Source organism: Sorangium sp. So ce834 (genome assembly GCF_051521425.1).
GTDB lineage: Bacteria > Myxococcota_A > Polyangia > Polyangiales > Polyangiaceae > Sorangium > Sorangium cellulosum_D.
Genome location: NZ_CP150351.1, coordinates 11,778,187 through 11,795,112, shown reverse-complemented (window position 1 = coordinate 11,795,112; position 16,926 = coordinate 11,778,187). Strand labels below are relative to the sequence as shown.

Annotated in this window: 17 protein-coding genes; 9 read left to right on the top strand and 8 right to left on the bottom strand. The window is 72.5% G+C overall.

Going from position 1 to position 16,926, the window contains the following annotated elements:
- Positions 1-41: 41 nt before the first annotated feature.
- Positions 42-275, top strand: a complete 234-nt coding sequence (locus tag WMF20_RS43395) for a hypothetical protein (RefSeq protein ID WP_129579748.1) — start codon at positions 42-44, stop codon at positions 273-275.
- 61 nt (positions 276-336) lie between these two features.
- Here WMF20_RS43395 and WMF20_RS43390 read toward each other — a convergent pair whose 3' ends face one another.
- Positions 337-765 carry a DUF6184 family natural product biosynthesis lipoprotein gene (locus WMF20_RS43390; protein WP_129579747.1) on the bottom strand — a complete coding sequence of 143 codons (429 nt, stop codon included), beginning with the start codon at positions 763-765 and terminating at the stop codon, positions 337-339.
- 750 nt (positions 766-1,515) lie between these two features.
- Here WMF20_RS43390 and WMF20_RS43385 point away from each other — a divergent pair.
- A complete protein-coding gene (locus WMF20_RS43385) occupies positions 1,516-2,076 on the top strand; it encodes an NADPH-dependent FMN reductase (protein WP_129579746.1) in 561 nt (186 codons plus the stop codon).
- 85 nt (positions 2,077-2,161) lie between these two features.
- Here the strand turns inward: WMF20_RS43385 and WMF20_RS43380 are convergent, their stop codons facing one another.
- From WMF20_RS43380 to WMF20_RS43370, 3 genes are all read right to left on the bottom strand, one after another.
- Positions 2,162-2,908, bottom strand: a complete 747-nt coding sequence (locus WMF20_RS43380; RefSeq protein WP_437607597.1) for a class I SAM-dependent methyltransferase — start codon at positions 2,906-2,908, stop codon at positions 2,162-2,164.
- An 88-nt stretch (positions 2,909-2,996) separates the two neighbouring features.
- Complete coding sequence (locus tag WMF20_RS43375; RefSeq protein ID WP_437617219.1) at positions 2,997-3,263, bottom strand: SDR family oxidoreductase; 267 nt, start codon at positions 3,261-3,263, stop codon at positions 2,997-2,999.
- A 372-nt stretch (positions 3,264-3,635) separates the two neighbouring features.
- Complete coding sequence (locus WMF20_RS43370; RefSeq protein ID WP_437607596.1) at positions 3,636-4,802, bottom strand: serine hydrolase domain-containing protein; 1,167 nt, start codon at positions 4,800-4,802, stop codon at positions 3,636-3,638.
- 194 nt (positions 4,803-4,996) lie between these two features.
- Between WMF20_RS43370 and WMF20_RS43365 the strand changes: the two genes are divergently transcribed.
- Positions 4,997-5,470: a MarR family winged helix-turn-helix transcriptional regulator gene (locus WMF20_RS43365; protein WP_237244638.1), complete on the top strand. Its 474-nt coding sequence runs from the start codon at positions 4,997-4,999 to the stop codon at positions 5,468-5,470.
- Between the two features lie 70 nt (positions 5,471-5,540).
- On the opposite strand, the gene WMF20_RS43360 is transcribed toward WMF20_RS43365, so the two are convergent.
- Positions 5,541-6,470: a LysR family transcriptional regulator gene (locus WMF20_RS43360; RefSeq protein ID WP_129579742.1), complete on the bottom strand. Its 930-nt coding sequence runs from the start codon at positions 6,468-6,470 to the stop codon at positions 5,541-5,543.
- Between the two features lie 68 nt (positions 6,471-6,538).
- On the opposite strand from WMF20_RS43360, the gene WMF20_RS43355 reads away from it, so the two are divergent.
- Positions 6,539-7,132: an NAD(P)H-dependent oxidoreductase gene (locus tag WMF20_RS43355; RefSeq protein ID WP_437607595.1), complete on the top strand. Its 594-nt coding sequence runs from the start codon at positions 6,539-6,541 to the stop codon at positions 7,130-7,132.
- Positions 7,133-7,159: 27 nt separating this feature from the next.
- Here WMF20_RS43355 and WMF20_RS43350 read toward each other — a convergent pair whose 3' ends face one another.
- From WMF20_RS43350 to WMF20_RS43340, 3 genes are all read right to left on the bottom strand, one after another.
- Entirely contained in the window at positions 7,160-7,780 is a 621-nt protein-coding gene (locus tag WMF20_RS43350; protein ID WP_437607593.1) for a DUF1349 domain-containing protein, read from the bottom strand.
- A 79-nt stretch (positions 7,781-7,859) separates the two neighbouring features.
- Entirely contained in the window at positions 7,860-9,176 is a 1,317-nt protein-coding gene (locus WMF20_RS43345; RefSeq protein WP_437607592.1) for a c-type cytochrome, read from the bottom strand.
- 5 nt (positions 9,177-9,181) lie between these two features.
- A complete protein-coding gene (locus tag WMF20_RS43340) occupies positions 9,182-9,865 on the bottom strand; it encodes a hypothetical protein (RefSeq protein WP_237244636.1) in 684 nt (227 codons plus the stop codon).
- A gap of 231 nt (positions 9,866-10,096) precedes the next feature.
- Between WMF20_RS43340 and WMF20_RS43335 the strand changes: the two genes are divergently transcribed.
- Genes WMF20_RS43335 through WMF20_RS43315 form a run of 5 tightly spaced genes read left to right on the top strand, consistent with a single transcriptional unit; the run spans position 10,097 to position 16,851 of the window.
- On the top strand, positions 10,097-11,131 hold the full coding sequence (locus tag WMF20_RS43335; protein ID WP_437607591.1) for a BMP family lipoprotein: 1,035 nt from the start codon (positions 10,097-10,099) through the stop codon (positions 11,129-11,131).
- A gap of 28 nt (positions 11,132-11,159) precedes the next feature.
- The gene (locus WMF20_RS43330; protein WP_437607590.1) at positions 11,160-12,257 is read left to right on the top strand and encodes an ABC transporter permease; all 1,098 of its coding nucleotides are present in this window, start codon (positions 11,160-11,162) and stop codon (positions 12,255-12,257) included.
- 9 nt (positions 12,258-12,266) lie between these two features.
- Positions 12,267-13,349 carry an ABC transporter permease gene (locus WMF20_RS43325; protein WP_129579736.1) on the top strand — a complete coding sequence of 361 codons (1,083 nt, stop codon included), beginning with the start codon at positions 12,267-12,269 and terminating at the stop codon, positions 13,347-13,349.
- Positions 13,346-14,926 (top strand): ABC transporter ATP-binding protein, encoded by a 1,581-nt coding sequence (locus WMF20_RS43320; RefSeq protein ID WP_437607589.1) that lies wholly within the window; start codon positions 13,346-13,348, stop codon positions 14,924-14,926. The genes WMF20_RS43325 and WMF20_RS43320 overlap by 4 nt, the downstream gene beginning before the upstream one ends.
- Positions 14,923-16,851: a DUF1585 domain-containing protein gene (locus tag WMF20_RS43315; protein WP_437607588.1), complete on the top strand. Its 1,929-nt coding sequence runs from the start codon at positions 14,923-14,925 to the stop codon at positions 16,849-16,851. Before WMF20_RS43320 ends, WMF20_RS43315 begins: the two co-directional genes overlap by 4 nt.
- Positions 16,852-16,926 lie beyond the last annotated feature (75 nt).

Sequence of the window (16,926 nt, the reverse complement as noted above, 5' to 3'; positions counted from 1 at the left end):
CCGGCTTTGGCCGCGGCGGGAATGCGGCTAGGCTCGCCGCCATGAGGGATGTCGTTCGGCTGGTGATCGGCGCCGCGGTCGGGGCCGCGGCGGGGGCGCCCCTGGGGCTGCTCCTGGGGGCGCTGTTCGGGGGCAACCTCGCGAGCGGGTTCGAACACGGCGGTCTTCGGGGCTACGAGGCGACAGGCCGGCTGGGCTTGCTGCTCGGTGCGGCGATCGGTGCGGCGATCGGCGCAGCTGTGGCCCGGACACGACGCGCGAACGCGCAACCCTAGGCGCCCGACGGCATGACATGACCTCGGCGGGCTGCCGGTCCAGCAGCCCGCCGAGAGGAAGTCACTTGTCCGCGGGATCCGTGCACACGCTCTCGGCGCTGCACTCGTCCAGCGCGGCGATCGCGTCGAAGACGCCCTGTGAGCAGGCGACCGCCTTCGCGCGCTCTTCGCACACGTCGTAGCGGCTATCGTTGATCTGTCCCGATCCGCACTCGCTCGCGGGCCAGAGCTCGGCCGCGCGGTCCTCGAAATCGCGCTGGCAGTCCTCTTCCGTTTCATAGGTCTGGTCGTCCCCGGTGCCGTAACCAGGGCAGCCCGCCTCGGTGTCGGCGTACCGGTCGCACGCCGCCTCGGCGATCTGTGTGATGCGCGCCTCGCGCGACTCCTCGCCGGGCAGCACGTCGTTCACCGTGTCCGCGGCGTCGTCACAGCCCGCGGCTCCGACCAGGACGATCGTCGTAGCCAAAGAAACCCAGAGACACTTTTGCATCGTTGTTTCCTCTCTCGCAGCTCGCCAGAATGTCTGATGGCGGCCTCACGCGTAGCCCGCTTCGCAGCCATGCGCCGCGGACTCGCTATCACGCACAACCACTCAAGCACCGTCCATGCCAGGTCGCCCTCCGCCGCTTCCGCGGACGCTCGGAGGCGCTCTGCGCCGAGGATCGCACGTGTCTCCTCCGGCGCGCGGCGATGCGCCAGGCGCACGCTTGTGGCAGATTGCGACGCCGCGTGCGCGCTCGCGGCAGGCGGCCGGCCGGCGTCCGAGCTTTCTGCACTTGCCGCGCTTGTCCGCCTGGCCGCGCGCTGCGGTCAGCGATCAGCCTGATCATCGAGCACGTGACGCTCGCCCGCAGCGCCGAGGCTGCCGTTTCATCGCCGAGCACGCCGCGACGCGCTCGAGCTCGCCAGCGCCGCTGCTGCTGCGGGTGGTGGCCTAATTTGAACATGAAGGCGGGAAGGCGGGAAGAAAGCTCAATGATCTTCCCGTCTTCCCGCCTTCATGTGAATCACTCCGGGGCAAATTAGGCCACCACCCTGCTGCGGCCACGCTCCGGCCGGCCTGCGCGACACGAGGGAGGTACCGGACGCGAAAGCCCGCGAACGCGCGAAACCTGGCTGGTCGCAACGTCGATCCGGCGGTAACCTCGAAGGTCCCTTCTCTCCTCCGGGGTGTCGTGGGAATGAGCATCACGCCGCCCGCTGGGGCGACCGGAGAGGGGCCATTGCCAGGAGCGGAGACATGCTGAAGGTGGCGATCATCCTGGGGAGCACGCGGCCGGGCCGGAACGGCGAGGCCGTCGCGAAGTGGGTGCACGGCGTGGCGACGAAGAAGGGCGGCGCCGACTACGAGCTCGTCGATATCAAGGATTTCGATCTGCCGCTCCTCGACGAGCCGGCGCCGCCGTCGATGGGGCAGTACACAAAGCCTCACACAAAGGCGTGGGCGGCAAAGATCGACGCGTTCGACGCCTTCGTGTTCGTCACGCCGGAGTACAACCACGGCACCTCGGGGGCGCTCAAGAACGCGATCGATTACCTGTACAAGGAGTGGAACAACAAGGCGGCTGGCTTCGTGAGCTACGGCAGCGCGGGGGGCGTCCGCGCCGTCGAGCACCTCCGGCTGGTGATGGCCGAGCTTCAGGTCGCCGACGTGCGCGCGCAGGTCACGCTCTCTCTGTACGACGACTTCGAGAATTTCAGCGTGTTCAAGCCCCGCTCCCGCCACGAGGCGTCCGTCGGCACCCTGCTCGACCAGCTGCTCGCGTGGGCCGGCGCGCTGAAGACCCTTCGCAACAAGTGAGCGACACGCCCGCGCTGCAAGGTCGACGAGGTGGCGGGCGTTGTCTAGAGTCGAGGTGAGCGGCGCGCGCTGCCCGGGTGGTACGTCACGCCAGCTCGGCGACCAGCACGCGATGACCCAGGTCGAGCGACTCCAGCCGCCGCAGCTCTCCGTACTTGCGATCCCACTCCCCCGACGCGAGGTCCGCCTTCAGACGCGCGAGCCCTTCCGCCAGGTTGCCCTCCTCCGCGAGCGCGAAATTCGAGATGTTCCGCCGGACCTCGCCGTCCAGGTACATCTCGGGCCGCCCCCAGTACGCAACGAACAAGCCGTCGGCGCAATCGCGAGGCAACGCGAAAGGCAGCGCTTTGACGGACGGGAGCTCTTCTCCGATCGCGTCGGCGACGGCGGAGTACTTGCGTGACGGGTCGAGCGAGGGGAGATAATCCTCGGTCAGCCAGAAAGGTTGACCGCGCCTCGGATCGCGCATGAAGATGACGATTCGCTTGCGCGCGACCCTGCGGAGCTCGCGCAGGCCTGCCCGCAGGTCGGTCCAGTGATGGAGCGTGTTGACGGCCAACGCGGCGTCGAAGCTCTGGTCGGGCAGGGGCAGGCTCTCGGCCCTGGCCTGGAGGGCTGGCGCCGAGCCGCGCCGCCTCTGCGCGATCATGGTCGCCGAGGGCTCGACCGCGAGCACCTCGCGGTCGGTCGGCTCGTACGCGCCGGTGCCCGCGCCGACGTTGACCACCGAGCGGGCATCGCCGAGGGCGTCCTTGATCAGCGCCTCGATACGGGGATCCGCCCCTCGCGTTGCGGAATAGGACGCGCCGATGCGGTCGTAGAGCGCGCTCATGGCCTTCGGTCCTCTCGCTGGCGTTGTATCACGATTGCCGCGCGGGGGGAGCCCGAGGCCCTCATGCGCAGAAGGGGAGCTGGATGGCCTACCCGAGCGACACGCCCCCTTCGACGTCCAGCGCGGTCCCGGTGACGAACGACGCGTCCGCGCTCGCCAGGAACACGGCCGCGCTGGCGATCTCGTCGGGGGACGCGACGCGCTTCATTGCGTGGAGCTGGGCCGCGAAGGCGCGCTTCTCGTCGGTGTCGTTCCAGAGCCGGAACATGGGCGTGTCGGCGCCGCCCGAGATGAGCACGTTGGCGCGGATGCCCTGCGTCGCGTACTCGGCGGCGACGGTGCGCGTGAGGCCGATGAGCCCAGCGAGGCGGTCCGCTCGCAGGCGCTCTCTCTGGAGCGTGCCGCGCGTGATCGCGTCACGAGGGAAGCTAGCGACCGCTGGGGCGGGCCGCGCTCCGGATCTTGCCCTCGAATCGACATGGCGTCTCCCGTCTCTCGTCTCCCGTCTCTCGTCTCCTGTCTCTCGTCTCTCGTCTCTCGTCTCTCGTCTCTCGTCTCTCGTCTCTCGTCTCTCGTCTCTCGTCTCTCGTCTCTCGTCTCTCGTCTCTCGTCTCTCGTCTCTCGTCTCTCGTCTCTCGTCTCCCCTCCGGCGTGCGCGTGCGCGTGCGCGATTCCCCGGAGTCCGCGCGCACGCGCACGAAAGACGAAAACGGGGGCGCAGCGGGGCTCAGAGGCAGGAGTACACCGCGTCGATCAGCGCCGACCACCGCGGGTCGCCGCCCTCGCCGCTCGCGATGGGCTGGTTCGGGGTGTAGCCGAAGCCGAGCCCCGCGTCGGGATCGGCGAAGCCGAGCGCGCCGCCCGCGCCGGGATGGCCGAACGTCCGCGGGCCGCGGCCGAAGGGGCGCAGCGCGCTCGGGAGCATGAAGCCGAGCGAGAACCGGCTCTCCGCGAGGAGCACGGCGTCGGGGCCGCGCGACCGCTCCGCCAGCGCGGCCTCGACGGCCTCCGGCGAGAGCACGCGCGCGGCGTCCGCGAGGGCCCCGCCGTTCGCGAGCGCGCCGTACATCCGCGCGAGGGCGCGCGCGTTCGCGTGGCCGTTCAGCGCCGGGATCTCCGCGCGCCGGGCGCGGGCGGTGTTGACCAGGCCCGGCGACACGAGATCGCGCGGCCGGGTGAAGGCCATCGAGGTGAGCGACGCCGGGTCGCGGAAGCTCGCGGCGAACGCGCCGCCCAGGCCCGAAGGGCTCGCGATCGTCGGCGGCACCTCGGCGATCCGCCCGTCGTGCTCGGCGCCGGTGCCGATGTGGAAGTCGAGGTCGAGCGGCCCCGCGACCGCCTCCCGGAGGAACGCGCCCACCCGCCGGCCGCTGGCGCGCCGGATCACCTCGCCCACGAGGAAGCCGAAGGTGACCGCGTGGTAGCCGTGCCGGGCGCCCGGCTCCCAGAACGGCGCCTCCGCGGCGAGGGCCGTGGTCATCGCCTGCCAGTCGTAGAGCGCGCCCTCCGCCGGCTCGGCGCGGAGCGCGGGCAGGCCGGCGCTGTGGTCGAGCAACTGGCCCACGAGGACGCGCTCCTTGCCGGCCGCGGCGAACTCCGGCCAGGAGGCGGCGACCGGCGCGTCCACGTCGAGCGCGCGCCGCTCCGCGAGCGCGTGGGCGCACAGCGCGACCGCGCCCTTCGTCGCCGAGAAGACGTTCACGATCGTGTCGCCGCCCCACGGCGCGGCCCTCGCCGCGTCCCGGAAGCCGGCCCAGAGGTCGACCACCACGCGGCCGCGCACGGCGACGCTCACGGCGGCCCCGAGCTCGGGGAACCGCTCGAAATTCGAGGCGAACGCCGCGCGCACGGGCGCGAACGCGGGGTCGCAGGAGCCTTGGATCGCGAGGCGCATCGCTCGTCCCTTCGTCCCTTCCTCGGGGCCGCACGGACGGGGCGCGCCGGCGGATCCGCCCGGCGCTCGACCCCGAACACCGACCCCGGAAATGCGCAACATCGATTGCGCAACCGTGGTTGATGAATAGGGCCGCCGCCCGAGACCGTCAACTCCATTTGCGCAACCTTGGTTGCGGGATACAGGCTCCCGCCGTGAAGCCTGCGCCGCCGGACGAGGACCTCGTGCTGCTCTTCGCCGCCCTCGCGGCCGCGACCAGCGACGAGGTGATGCGCCGCGTGGAGAGGGCCGGCCACGGCGATCTCCGCCCGAGCCACGGGTACGTGTTCCAGCACCTCATCCCGGGCCCGGTGAAGGTGAGGGAGCTCGCGGAGCGGCTCGGCATCACGGCGCAGGGGGCGTCCAAGGCGGTGGCGGAGCTCGAGGAGCTCGGCTACGTGCGCCGGCGCGTCGCCGAGGACGATCAGCGCAACCGGCTCGTCGAGCTCACCGACCGCGGGTGGGCCGCGGTCGAGGCGGGGCGCGCCGCGCGGGCCGCGGTGAACCGGCGGCTCCGGGCGCTGCTCGGCGAGGAGCAGGCCGCCGCGCTGCTCGCGTCGCTCCAGCGCATCGCGGCGCGCACCGGCGGCCTCGCGCTCCTGTCCTCGCGGCGGCTCCGCCAGCCGTAGGCTCCGCGAGGGTCCCTTCCCGGATGCCGTGCCACCACATCGACAGGTCGGGGTGGGGGCTCACGCCGGCTCACCGCGGACGTGCCCGCGCGCGTCGCGCGCTGTTCAGGAACTGGAGCTGCTCTTCGAGAGCGTCCCACACGGCGGCGATGCGCGGCACGTGGCGCAGGCTGCGCGGCGTGACGAGCCAGAGCTCGAGCACCGGACCTGCGGGGAGACCGAGATCGAGCTCCACCAGGCCGTCGTCCAGGTCGAGCACGCTGCGCGGCAAGACGGCGGCGCCGAGGCCCGCTCGCACGGCCTCGAGCTGAGCGATATAGCTGCTCACGACGAGCCTTGGTGCCTTCCGCACGTGCCGCTTCTGGTAGTCCTCCTCGACCGTGGGGACGCGGCCCAGATCGACGCCGATCCAGTCGAGCTCGTCGCGGCTCTTCTTCGAGTGCTTGCGGTGGGCGACAGGCACCGTGGGCAAGGTGACGATGCGCGCGGCCACCAGATCGCCGCTCCTCGGTCGGAAGAAGCGCACGGCGATCTCGGCTTCACGATGGCCCAGATCCGCCGCCTCGTAGCTGGTCAGCAGGTGGAGCGACACGCGCGGGTGCCGCTCGGCGAGCACCGGGAGCACGCGCGGAATGACGCCGTGCACGGCGATCGACTCGGTGAGCGCCAGGCGAACCAGGCCCTCGACCTCTCTCTCGTGGCCATTGGCCTCGCGCACGAGCTGGTCGGCGCCGGCCTCCATCGACTCGACGTGGCGCCGGAGCTGCTCGCCGAGCGGGGTGAGCATGGAGCCTCCCGGGAGCCGATCGAACACGGCCACCCGGAGCGTTCGTTCGAAGCTCGCCATGCGCCGGCTCACCGTCGATTGCTCGATCCCGAGCTTGCGGGCGGCGGCCGAGAAGCTGCCGGCGCGCGCCACCTCCAGGAAGAGGCGCAGATCGGCCCAATCCACGTCCGAGGGCGGCCTGCCAGCGGGCGCGGAAGAGGGGGAGCGTGCCATGCATCCACGCATGGCACGCCTGCCCAGGTCCGTCTACCCAGAGGCTGCTGCATGTCCAAGATCGACGCATGCACCTCGTCATCCACGGTCACCCAGCTCCCGATAGCCTGAGCGACTCGCTCGCTCAGGCCTACGCCAGCGGCCTCCAGAGGGGCGGAGCCAGCGTCGAGCACCTGGCCCTACGCTCGCTCGCCTTCGATCCGCACTTGCGCGCCGGCTTCAGCGGTCGACAAGAGCTCGAGCCCGATCTCCTCGAGGCCCGGACCGCCATCGAGCGCTCCAGCCACGTGACCTGGTTCTTTCCCACGTGGTGGGCGGGGCCGCCTGCGCTCGTCAAGGGCTTCATCGATCGCACCTTCTTGCCCGGCTGGTCGTTCGCCTATCGAAAGCGCAGCCCGCTGCCCGAGGGGCTGCTCGCCGGCCGCAGCGCGCGCGTCGTGACCACGATGGATAGCCCGAGCTGGTGGTACCGCTTCTGGCACCGGCGCTCCGTCCATGCCTCGTTCGTCAACGCGACGTTGCGCTTCGTGGGCTTCGGGCCCGTCCGCGAGACCACCTTGTTCAATCAGAACACCCGGACCCCCGAGCAACGCGCGACCTGGCTCCAGGACATGGAGCGCATCGGCGAGCGGGACGCGCGGCGGTTCAGCGCCGGGCGATGACGCCGGCGCCGCCCGCGCCGCGGGGGCTCACGTCACGCGCCCCGGCGCGATCCGGAGCAGGTCGAACTCCGCGACGAAGCCCTCGCCCACCGGGCTGCAGGCGTAGAGGCCGCACTCGACCTCGCGCGCGCCGTCGTCCTCGTGCAGGTGCGCCATGCGGATCTGCGTCCAGGCCCCGCCGTCGTCCGAGCTCTCGACGAGGTAATCCGACCCTTCCCGCCGCACGCGCAGCCAGATCTCGCGGCGATCCGAGGGGAACGGCTGGGTCGACCAGTCGCTGTAGCCCGCGTTCGTCACCACGGCGCCGAGCCGGCTCGGGCCGTGCGGCTCGAACTCCACCGACGTCTTCAGCCAGCACGACTCCGCGATTCGCACCATGAGCCCCGCCTGATCGTACTGGTGCGCGGGCCGGAACCGCACATGGCAGGTCACCACGAAATCGCCGCCGGCGCGGGTGAAGAGGAAAGGCCCGTTGTCGGTGCGGAAGCCGTAGTGCGTCCGCTGCCAGTAGTCCGTCTTCGCGCCGGGCTCGACCACGAGCACGCCCCGCTCCGGCTCCACCGCCCAGCGCGAAGGCGGGTTGCGCCACGTGAGGCGCGGGTCGATCCCGAGCCTGGTAAAGCCCTCTTCCAGAAGCTGCCCTGTCATGATGCCGGCCTCCACACGTTGCGCCTCGCGCGATCCGCCCGCGCGGGCGCGGGCCGGGAAGCTACCACGGAGCGCCTCGCTACTGCGGCCGCCCCTGCGCGATCCAGCTCTCGACGAGCTGGATCTCCTCCGGGCCGAGCGCGGGCAGCCCGAGCGGCATCCCGCGCACCGCCGGATCCGCGCGGCCCGCCTCCTCCGCTTGCCGCGCCACGAGCGCCGCGACGAGGCGCGGCGCTCCGTCCGGCCCGCGGGCGAAGACGCTCCGCCGCTCGCCCTGATCGTCGACGTAGCCCGCGGCGATCCCCTCGTACGTCGCGAGGTTCAGCCCGCGCGGCTTGAACCCGAACCCGCCCGTGTTCCCGGGCCCGCCGTCGCCGAGCGCGTAATCGGGCTCAGAATGGCAATGCCTGCACGTGACGCGAAACACCCTGCGATCCACCTCGGCGTAGGTCACCCGACGCGAGAGGAGCGGCAGCCGCTCGGGCGCGCTCGCCGGCGCCGGCGGCGAGAGCGCCGTGGTCGCGACGAACGCCGCGATGTCCCGCGCCTCGGCGGGCGACATCGGCACCTGGGGCATCGGCGTGCCCGGCTTGATCGCGCCGGGATCGAGCACCCACGCGGCGAGGTCCGCGGGCTCCATCCGGTCGCGCGCGTGCCGCAGATCCGGCGCCAGGGCGACCGCGGCGCGCGTCTCCTTCTGCATCGCCTTCACCGGCGCGACCGCCGTCAGCCCGGCCACCCCGGTGAAGGCGTGGCAGGTGCCGCACCCCTTGGCCTCGTAGAGCTCGCGCCCCCGGTCCGCGCTCGCGCCCGCGAGCGCCTCGCGCGGCCGCTCGCGGCGATCCCGGGTGAGGTAGGCCGCGATGTCGCTCGCCTGCTCGGGCCCGATCGCGAGCCGCGGCATTGTCGCGTGCAGGCGCGGGCGGAGGTCGTGCGGCGCGAGCAAAAAACCGCGGATCCAGTCGCGCCGGAGCCGGTCGCCGGCGGCGGCGAGCGACGGGACGTCGCGCAGCTGGACCAGGTTCTCGTTCCACCGCTTCATCGCCGCGGCCGGCGCCTGGAACCGCCCGGCCGCGATGTCCTGGTGGCACTGCACGCAGTGCGCGTCGCGCGGCGCGGGCGCCTGCCCGGTCCCGTCGTGGCAGCGGTTGCACTGAAGCTCGGCGACGAGCCGCTGCCCGCGCGCCGGATCGCCGGCCGTCGCCGCGGCGGCGGCCAGTGCGGACGCGGCGGCCAGTGCGGACGCGGCGGCCGGTGCGGGCGCGGCGGCCTCCGCGGCGCCGCCGCCCGCGGAGAGCGGCGCGGCGGCCTCGGGCCCCCGCGCGTCCTCGGAGGTGCACGCGGCGGCGCCCGAGGCGAGCGCGACAAGCGCGGCGAGCAGCGGACGGGCGCGCATCGGCGTCAGCTCTGCGGGCGCGGGTCGACCGCGCGGCTCGTCCGACACAGCGCCGCGTCCTTCGCCATCGCCTCGCAGCGGCTCGCCGCGGCGTCGTGCCCCGCGGCGTCCCCCGACAGCGCGCGCAGCCGCGCCAGCGCCGCGTACGCCTCGGGGCTCGCCAGGAGGTCCTTCTCCGCCAGGCCGCCGAGCAGCTGCAGCGCCTCGCCGCGGTGCTCCGGCGACCGGGCGAGCGCCTCGCCGAGGTCGGTCTGCAGCGCGGGATCGCCCTTTCGGTGCTCGTTCAGCCGGCGCAGCGCGCGGATCGACCAGTCGACGTTCGCCTTGCGCTCCTCGGCCGACGCCCCGCCCCACGTCTCGAGCAGCTCGCGCGGCACCTCCGGCCGGACGTCGAGCGCGCCGCCCGCGCGCGCGGTGGCCACCGCGAGGACGCGGAAGGCCCGGTTGAGCAGCGGATCCTTGTCGTGGGAGATCCGCCGGATCTCGGGGAACATGCGGATCACGCTCCCCGCGGCCGCGGTGATCCGGCCGTCGCGCAGGGCCTGCTCGGCCTGGGCGACCCCCATCACGCGGTGATCGATCGCGGGCAGGATCTCCACACCACCGCAGGCCGACGCGTCCCCCGAAGGAACCAGGGCGGACGCGACGAGAGCACAAACAAGCGTGAGTCGAACGGCGGGACCATTCATGGGAAGGACCTCCTCGGGCAGGCTGCGCCGGCGCGCCCCATCGCTCATCGGGCGCTGCCGATCGACTGTGACAACGCCTCAGAAAAAAAAGTTGCTCCGCGATCGCGACACCTTCGCCGCGCGACCGCACGGTCCGGCCGCCCGATGTAGGCAAAAGTGCGTGGATGCGAACGCTGGGTTGCCTTGGTGCGCTGCCCGGTGTCCAATGCGGGCCTTCCAAGGAGATCCGGCATGTTGAAGAAGCGGCGCCTCGCGATCGCGGTCCTGCTGGCCCTCGCCAGCGCGCTCCCGGCGTGCACCCGCAACAAGAAGGCGGACTGCGCGAGCCCCGAGGTGTTCTGCGTGGGCCTCGTGACCGACATGGGCAAGATCGACGACAAGTCGTTCAACCAGTCGGCCTGGGAGGCGATCCAGCGGGCGCAGAAGGAGCTCGGCGCCACGACGCAGTACATCGAGACGACGGATCCCAAGGATTACCCCAAGAACATCGCGACCTTCGCCGAGGAGCAGTACGACGTGGTGGTCACGTCGGGCTTCGGGCTCACCGAGGCGACGCACGCCGCGGCCGATCGGTTCAAGGGCGTCAAGTTCATCGGCATCGACCAGTTCCAGGCCGACACGAAGCCGAACGTGGTGGGCCTGGTCTTCCCCGAGGACCACGGCGGCTTCCTGGTCGGCGCGCTGGCCGCGCTGATGACCAAGACCGGCAAGATCGGCGCGGTGCTCGCCACCGACGCCGTCCCGCCGGTCTACCGCTTCGGCGAGGGCTTCCGCGCCGGGGCGCGCCACGTCAAGCCGGACATCGAGCTCAGCGTCGTTTACCACAACGACGTTGGCTTCGATAAGACGTTCACCGATCCCGAGTGGGGGAAGACGACCGCCGTCTCGATGATCGACAAGGGCGTCGACATCGTCTTCGGCGGCGGCGGCAAGACGGGCAACGGCGCGCTGCTCGGCGCGGCCACGAAGGGCGTCTACGCCATCGGCGTCGACACCGACCAGTACTACACGGTGCCCGAGGCCCAGAAGGTCCTGCTCTCCAGCGCCGTCAAGCTCATCACCGAGGGCGCCTTCGACCTCATCAAGATGGCCAAGGAAGGCAAGCTGCCGTCCGGGAACTTCCAGGGCAAGTCGGGCTATGCGCCGTATCACGATCTCGAGGGCAAGGTCCCGGCCGAGGTGAAGGCGAAGATGGAGGAGCTCCGGAGAGGGCTCCTCGACGGGACGCTCAAGACGACGGTGCCGCCCGCCAAGGACGCCAAGTAGCCGCCGTGATCTCCTCGGGCTCCCGCGGATGCGACAGAAGCTGATCCGGCTCCTCGAGCCGCTGCTCCTGCCGGCCCTCTCGGTGTTCACCGCGATGGTCCTGGGCGGCGTGCTCATCGCCCTGGCCGGGGGCAACCCGCTCGAGGCGTACGCGGGCATGCTCGAGGGCGCGTTCGGGTCGCCGCGGGCGGTGAGCGAGACGCTCGTGTGGGCGACGCCGTACATCCTGGCCGGCCTGTCGGTCTCGCTGGCCTTCAAGGGGGGGCTGTTCAACATCGGGGCCGAGGGGCAGCTCGCGCTCGGCGCGCTGTCCGCGGCCTGGGCCGGCCACTGGCTGCCGCGGCTCGTGGGCGGCGGCCTGCCCGCGGCGCTGCACGTGCCCCTGACGCTGCTCCTCGGCGCGCTGGCCGGCGGGCTGTGGGCCGCGGTGCCCGGGTGGATCAAGGCGCGCGCCGGCGGACACGAGGTGATCAGCACGATCATGCTCAACTACGTGGCCCTCAACGCGGTGAGCTTCCTCCTGAACGGCCCGATGAAGGATCCCGCGGCGTCCAACGTGCTGTCCCGCACGCCCCTCATCGACGAGAGCGCGCGCGTCCCCGAGCTCGTGGAGGGCTACCGGCTGCACTGGGGCTTCCCGCTCGCCCTGCTCGCGGCGGCGCTCGTGGGCTGGGTGCTGCAGCGGACGGCGTTCGGCTTCGAGATCCGCACCGCGGGGCAGAGCCCCGACGCCGCGCGCTACGCCGGGGTGCGCGTGGGCCGCACCGTGATCGTGACCATGGCGCTTTCGGGCGCCCTCGCCGGCGTGGCCGGCGCCATCGAGGTGAGCGCGCTCCACCACCGGCACGAGCTCGGGTTCTCGCAGGGCTACGGCTTCGACGCGATCGCCATCGCCCTCCTCGGCAAGGCGCACCCCGGCGGCACGGTGCTCGCGGCCCTGCTGTTCAGCGCGATGCGCAGCGGCGCGACCCGGATGCAGTACCTCACGCAGATCCCCATCGACGTGATCTCCGTCATCCAGGCGCTGATCCTGCTGTTCGTCGCGGCGGACACCCTGGTCCGCCGCATCTACCGGGTCCGCGGCGAGCGCGAGCGGCTCGTGCTCACGCGCGGGTGGGGCGGCTAGGGGGCGGCGATGGGCCATCGACGCTACGCCTTCATCGCGGTGGTCGTGACGGTGCTGGTCGGCGTCGTGGCGCTCGTCGGCGCCTCGCAGGTGCCGCCGCTGACGATCGTGGCCAGCATGGCGGCCACGACCCTCGCGGTGGCCACCCCGCTCACGCTGGGGGCGCTCTCCGGCGTCTTCTGCGAGCGCTCCGGGGTCGTGAACCTCGGCATCGAGGGGATGATGCTCGCGGCCGCGTTCTCGGGCTGGTTCGGGTCGATCTACGCGAGCGCGGTCCTCGGCGTCCCCCCGCTGCCGAGCCTGCTGCTCGGCGTCGCGATCGCGGTCGCGACCGGCGCGCTCCTCGGCCTCTTGCTCGCCGTGCTTGCGGTGACCTTCTCCGTGGACCAGATCCTCGCGGGGACGGTGATCAACTTGCTGGCCGTGGGGCTCACCGGCTTCTTCAACCGACAGCTCTTCTTCGGGCCCGGGAGCGCGTTCGGCGGCCAGGTGCCCCACGCGCCCGGCGTGCTGCCGCGCCTGCACGTCCCGCTCCTCGCGGACGCCCCGATCGTGGGCCCCGTGTTCGAGCAGCAGCCGATCGCCGTCGCCGCCGTCGCGCTGGTCGGGCTGACGCACCTCGTGCTGTTCCGCACGCGGTGGGGCCTGCGCGCGCGCGCCGTGGGCGAGCACCCGCGCGCCGCCGCCACGGTCGGGATCGACGTGGCCCGCGTGCGCACCGTGAACGTCGTGATCGGCGGCGCGATCGCGGGGCTCGGCGGGGCGTACTTCACCCTGGAGTCGGTGCCGTCCTTCGAGCCGATGATGACGAACGGGCGCGGCTTCATCGCCCTCGCGGCGATGATCTTCGGCGACTGGACGCCCTTCGGCGCGTGGGCCGCGGCGCTCGTCTTCGGCGCGGCGCAGGCGTTCCAGATCAACCTCCAGCTCTTCCGCGACCAGATCCCGCCGTCGTGGTCGTTCCTGCAGCAATCGTCGGTCGTCGGCCTCGTGCCGTACCTCCTGACGCTGCTCATCCTCACCGGCGTCATCGGCAAGACCACGCCGCCGGCCGCCGACGGCCAGCCTTACGAGCCGGAGGGCCGGCGGTGACGGCCGTCCTGGAGGCCCGGGGGATCACCAAGCGGTTCTCCGGCGTCCTGGCGAACGACGGGGTCGATCTCGACCTCCGCGAGGGCGAGATCCACGCCCTGCTCGGGGAGAACGGGGCCGGCAAATCGACCCTGATGAACATCCTTTACGGGCTCCTGCGCCCGGACGGGGGCGAGCTCCGCCGCGGCGGGCGCCCCGTCTCCCTGCGGTCGCCGAGCGACGCGATCGCGCTCGGGATCGGCATGGTGCACCAGCACTTCATGCTCATCCCGGTGTTCACGGTCGCCGAGAACGTCGTTCTCGGCGCCGAGCTCGTGCGCGGCGGCCTGCTCGACCGCCGGCGCGCGAGCGCCGAGGTCCGCGCGCTCTCGGCGCGCCACGGGCTCGACGTCGACCCCGACGCCCGCGTGGAGGACCTCCCGGTCGGCGTGCAGCAGCGCGTGGAGATCCTCAAGGCGCTCTACCGCAAGGCGGAGATCCTGATCCTCGACGAGCCCACGGCCGTGCTCACGCCGCAGGAGGCGGACGAGCTGTTCCGCGTGCTGCGGGGGCTGACGGCGCGGGGGGTCTCGGTCCTGTTCATCACGCACAAGCTCCGGGAGGTGCTCGCGGTCGCGGACCGGGTGACGGTGATGCGCGCGGGCAAGGTGGTGGGCGCCGCGATCCCGGCCGAGACCGACGAGCGCGGCCTGGCGGCGACGATGGTCGGCCGCGAGGTGGCGCTCCAGGTGAGCAAGGCCCCGGCGAGCCCCGGGGCGGTCGTGCTCGAGGTCGAGCGCCTCAGCGTCGCGGGCCGGCGCGGGGCGGGCGCCGACGTGGTCCGCGAGGTCAGCTTCTCGGTGCGCGCCGGCGAGATCCTCGGGATCGCCGGCGTGCAGGGCAACGGCCAGACCGAGCTCGTCGAGGCCGTCACCGGCCTCACGCCGCCGCGCGCCGGGCGCGTGCTCCTCCGGGGCCGCGACGTCACCGGCGCGCCGCCCCGCGACCTCATCGAGCGCGGCGTCTCGCACGTGCCCGAGGACCGCCAGCGCCACGGGCTCGTGCTCTCGTACGCGATCGCGGACAACCTCGTGCTCTGCACCTACCACGAGGCCCCGTTCGCCGTGCGCGGCGTGCTCCGCGACGACGCCCGCGAGGAGAACGCGCGGCGGTTGATAAAGACCTTTGACATCCGCGCGCCCGGCCCGGCGACGCCGGTCTCGGCGCTCTCGGGCGGCAACCAGCAGAAGGTGATCCTCGCCCGCGAGATGAGCCGCCCCGTGGAGCTGCTCGTGGCGAGCCAGCCGACGCGCGGCGTGGACGTGGGCTCGATCGAGCACATCCACCGCGAGATCGTGGCGGCGCGCGACGCGGGGGCGGCGGTGCTGCTCGTGTCGGCGGAGCTCGACGAGATCCTCGCGCTGTCGGACCGGATCGCGGTGATGTACCGGGGCGGGATCGTGGCGATGCGCGACGCGGGCGCGGTCTCGCGGACGGAGCTCGGGATGCTGATGGCCGGGGTGCTCCCCGGCGAGGCGGCGCCGGCGCGCGACGGCGAGGCGGCGCCGGCGCGCGACGCGGGCGAGGCGGGCGCATGAGGGGGCTCGGCGCGGTGGCCGCGGCGGCGCTCCTCGCGGCGGCGGCCGCGGCCCTGTTCGCGCCGCCGTCCGCGGCCGCCCCGACGCTGGAGCAGTACCGGTATTTCCGCGCGCTCTCCCTCGACCTGAACGGTCGGCTCCCGACGCGCGAGGAGCTCGCCGAGATGGAGTCGCCGGGCTTCGACCTCGACGCCTGGATCGAGCGCAACCTCGACGGCCAGGGGTACGTCGAGCGGCTGACGCGCATTTACATGGATGTCCTGCGGCTGGAGCTCGGCCCGGTGGGGCTGTTCGCGCCGCCGGAGACGACGCTCCGGAGGGCCGAGGTGCTCGGCCCGGACGGCCAGCCGCTCTACGTCTATTTCCGCTACAACCAGCGCCGCCTGAACCCGGTGATCGACGGCGAGTTTTGCTTCTCCGAGGCCGAGAGCGGGCTCCGCGGGAGCTTCCACGCCCTGACGGGGACGCCCAAGGCCATCTCCCAGAAGCTGCTCGACGAGCGGACCACGGTGGTGCGCCCGTTCTGGCTTTACCGCGATTACCTGTCGATCTCGCCGACGCAGCGTTATGGCGCCGGGTGGAAGGACCCTGACAGCGCCTATGTCCCGCTGCCGCAGCTCCTGGTCGAGCCCGACCGCAAGACGCCGACGGTCGAGGTCCGGGTCTGCAAGGAGGAGGCGCAGACCGCCGAGGTCGGCCACATCTACGCGAGCGGCATCCCCCCGTTGCCCGCGGGGGCTCCGCTGCCTGCGGGGCGCGTTCGCCCGCCGATGCCCGAGGATCGCTATGCCATGGAGCACCGGGGCGAGCCGATCTCGTGCCGGAGCGCGCTCGCCTTCGCGATGAGCGTCGATTGCGGCTGCGGCATCGGCCTCGAGCATTGCTTGCCGGGCGACAACTCCGGCAGGGATCCTCCCGCGTTCGTGCTGCCCGCCCACGTCCCGCTCGGCATCGAGAGCCCGATCGGCGCCGCGCCGCGCACGATCTCCGGCTGGAACAAGTTCTGGTGGTCGCAGGAGGCGATTCACCTCATGCAGCACGTCTTCCGGGCCGACCGCGATTTCCGGGAGATCCTCACCGGGCGTTACACGTTCATCAACGGTCCGCTCGCGCAGTTCTATCGATCGAGCGCGCCGGCGGCGTGCTGCTCGCTGCACAAGTCGTTCGGGATGCGCGAGGACGAGGCGCCGCTGTTCTTGCCGGGCGCGGTGCCGCCGGTCGTCGCGCCGCACGACGTCTCGGCGTGGACGTTCATCCCCGATCGCGGGCCGCGCGCGGCGGGGATCGTCACGACGCCGGTGTTCCTGACGAAGTATTCCTCGCGCCGCGCGCGCGGGGCCGCGCTCTACAGCGCGTTCTTGTGCAAGAGCTTCGCGGCCGAGCACGCGGAGCTGCCGCCGTCGGACGAGCCCGATCTCATGGTCCGGCCGGGCTGCTCCAGCTGTCATGCGACGCTGGAGCCGCTCGCCGCGTATTTCACGCGGGTCGAGGAGACGACGTGGACCTATCTGCCTGCCTCGCGGTTTCCGATCGAGAACCCGGTGTGCAAGCTGGACGCGGGGGGCAAGACGGGCGGGTCGTGCCGGCGCTTCTACGACCCTGATTTCTCGAGCAAGGAGCGCGGCGTGCTCCGGGGCGCCTATGCCTCGCCGGATCACGCCGACCGCGGCCCGGCCGGCGCCGCGGCCGATCTCACGCGCAGGCCGGAGTTCGCGTCGTGCGCGGTCGCGCGCGTCACCGAGTCGTTTCTCGGGCGGCCGCTGCGCGACGAGGACGAGGCCCTGCTCCGCGCGCTGCGCGAGCGGTTCGTGTCGCGCGGCTACCGGATGCGGCCCCTGGTCGATGCGATCGTGCGGTCGCCGGCCTACGCGCGCGCGAGCAACGTGCGGCCAGCGCTGGAGCGCGGCGGCGGGGGAGCGCGGTGATGCGCGGCGGGGGAGCGCGGTGATGCGCGGCGGGGGAGCGCGGTTGATGCGCGGCGGGGGAGCGCGGTGATGCGC

Coding starts and splice junctions, on each gene's coding strand:
- WMF20_RS43395 (WP_129579748.1), top strand. CDS start 42: ATGAGGGATGTCGTTCGGCTGGTGATCGGCGCCGCGGTCGGGGCCGCG.
- WMF20_RS43390 (WP_129579747.1), bottom strand. CDS start 765: ATGCAAAAGTGTCTCTGGGTTTCTTTGGCTACGACGATCGTCCTGGTC.
- WMF20_RS43385 (WP_129579746.1), top strand. CDS start 1,516: ATGCTGAAGGTGGCGATCATCCTGGGGAGCACGCGGCCGGGCCGGAAC.
- WMF20_RS43380 (WP_437607597.1), bottom strand. CDS start 2,908: ATGAGCGCGCTCTACGACCGCATCGGCGCGTCCTATTCCGCAACGCGA.
- WMF20_RS43370 (WP_437607596.1), bottom strand. CDS start 4,802: ATGCGCCTCGCGATCCAAGGCTCCTGCGACCCCGCGTTCGCGCCCGTG.
- WMF20_RS43360 (WP_129579742.1), bottom strand. CDS start 6,470: ATGGCACGCTCCCCCTCTTCCGCGCCCGCTGGCAGGCCGCCCTCGGAC.
- WMF20_RS43355 (WP_437607595.1), top strand. CDS start 6,539: ATGCACCTCGTCATCCACGGTCACCCAGCTCCCGATAGCCTGAGCGAC.
- WMF20_RS43350 (WP_437607593.1), bottom strand. CDS start 7,780: ATGACAGGGCAGCTTCTGGAAGAGGGCTTTACCAGGCTCGGGATCGAC.
- WMF20_RS43345 (WP_437607592.1), bottom strand. CDS start 9,176: ATGCGCGCCCGTCCGCTGCTCGCCGCGCTTGTCGCGCTCGCCTCGGGC.
- WMF20_RS43340 (WP_237244636.1), bottom strand. CDS start 9,865: ATGAATGGTCCCGCCGTTCGACTCACGCTTGTTTGTGCTCTCGTCGCG.
- WMF20_RS43335 (WP_437607591.1), top strand. CDS start 10,097: ATGTTGAAGAAGCGGCGCCTCGCGATCGCGGTCCTGCTGGCCCTCGCC.
- WMF20_RS43330 (WP_437607590.1), top strand. CDS start 11,160: ATGCGACAGAAGCTGATCCGGCTCCTCGAGCCGCTGCTCCTGCCGGCC.
- WMF20_RS43325 (WP_129579736.1), top strand. CDS start 12,267: ATGGGCCATCGACGCTACGCCTTCATCGCGGTGGTCGTGACGGTGCTG.
- WMF20_RS43315 (WP_437607588.1), top strand. CDS start 14,923: ATGAGGGGGCTCGGCGCGGTGGCCGCGGCGGCGCTCCTCGCGGCGGCG.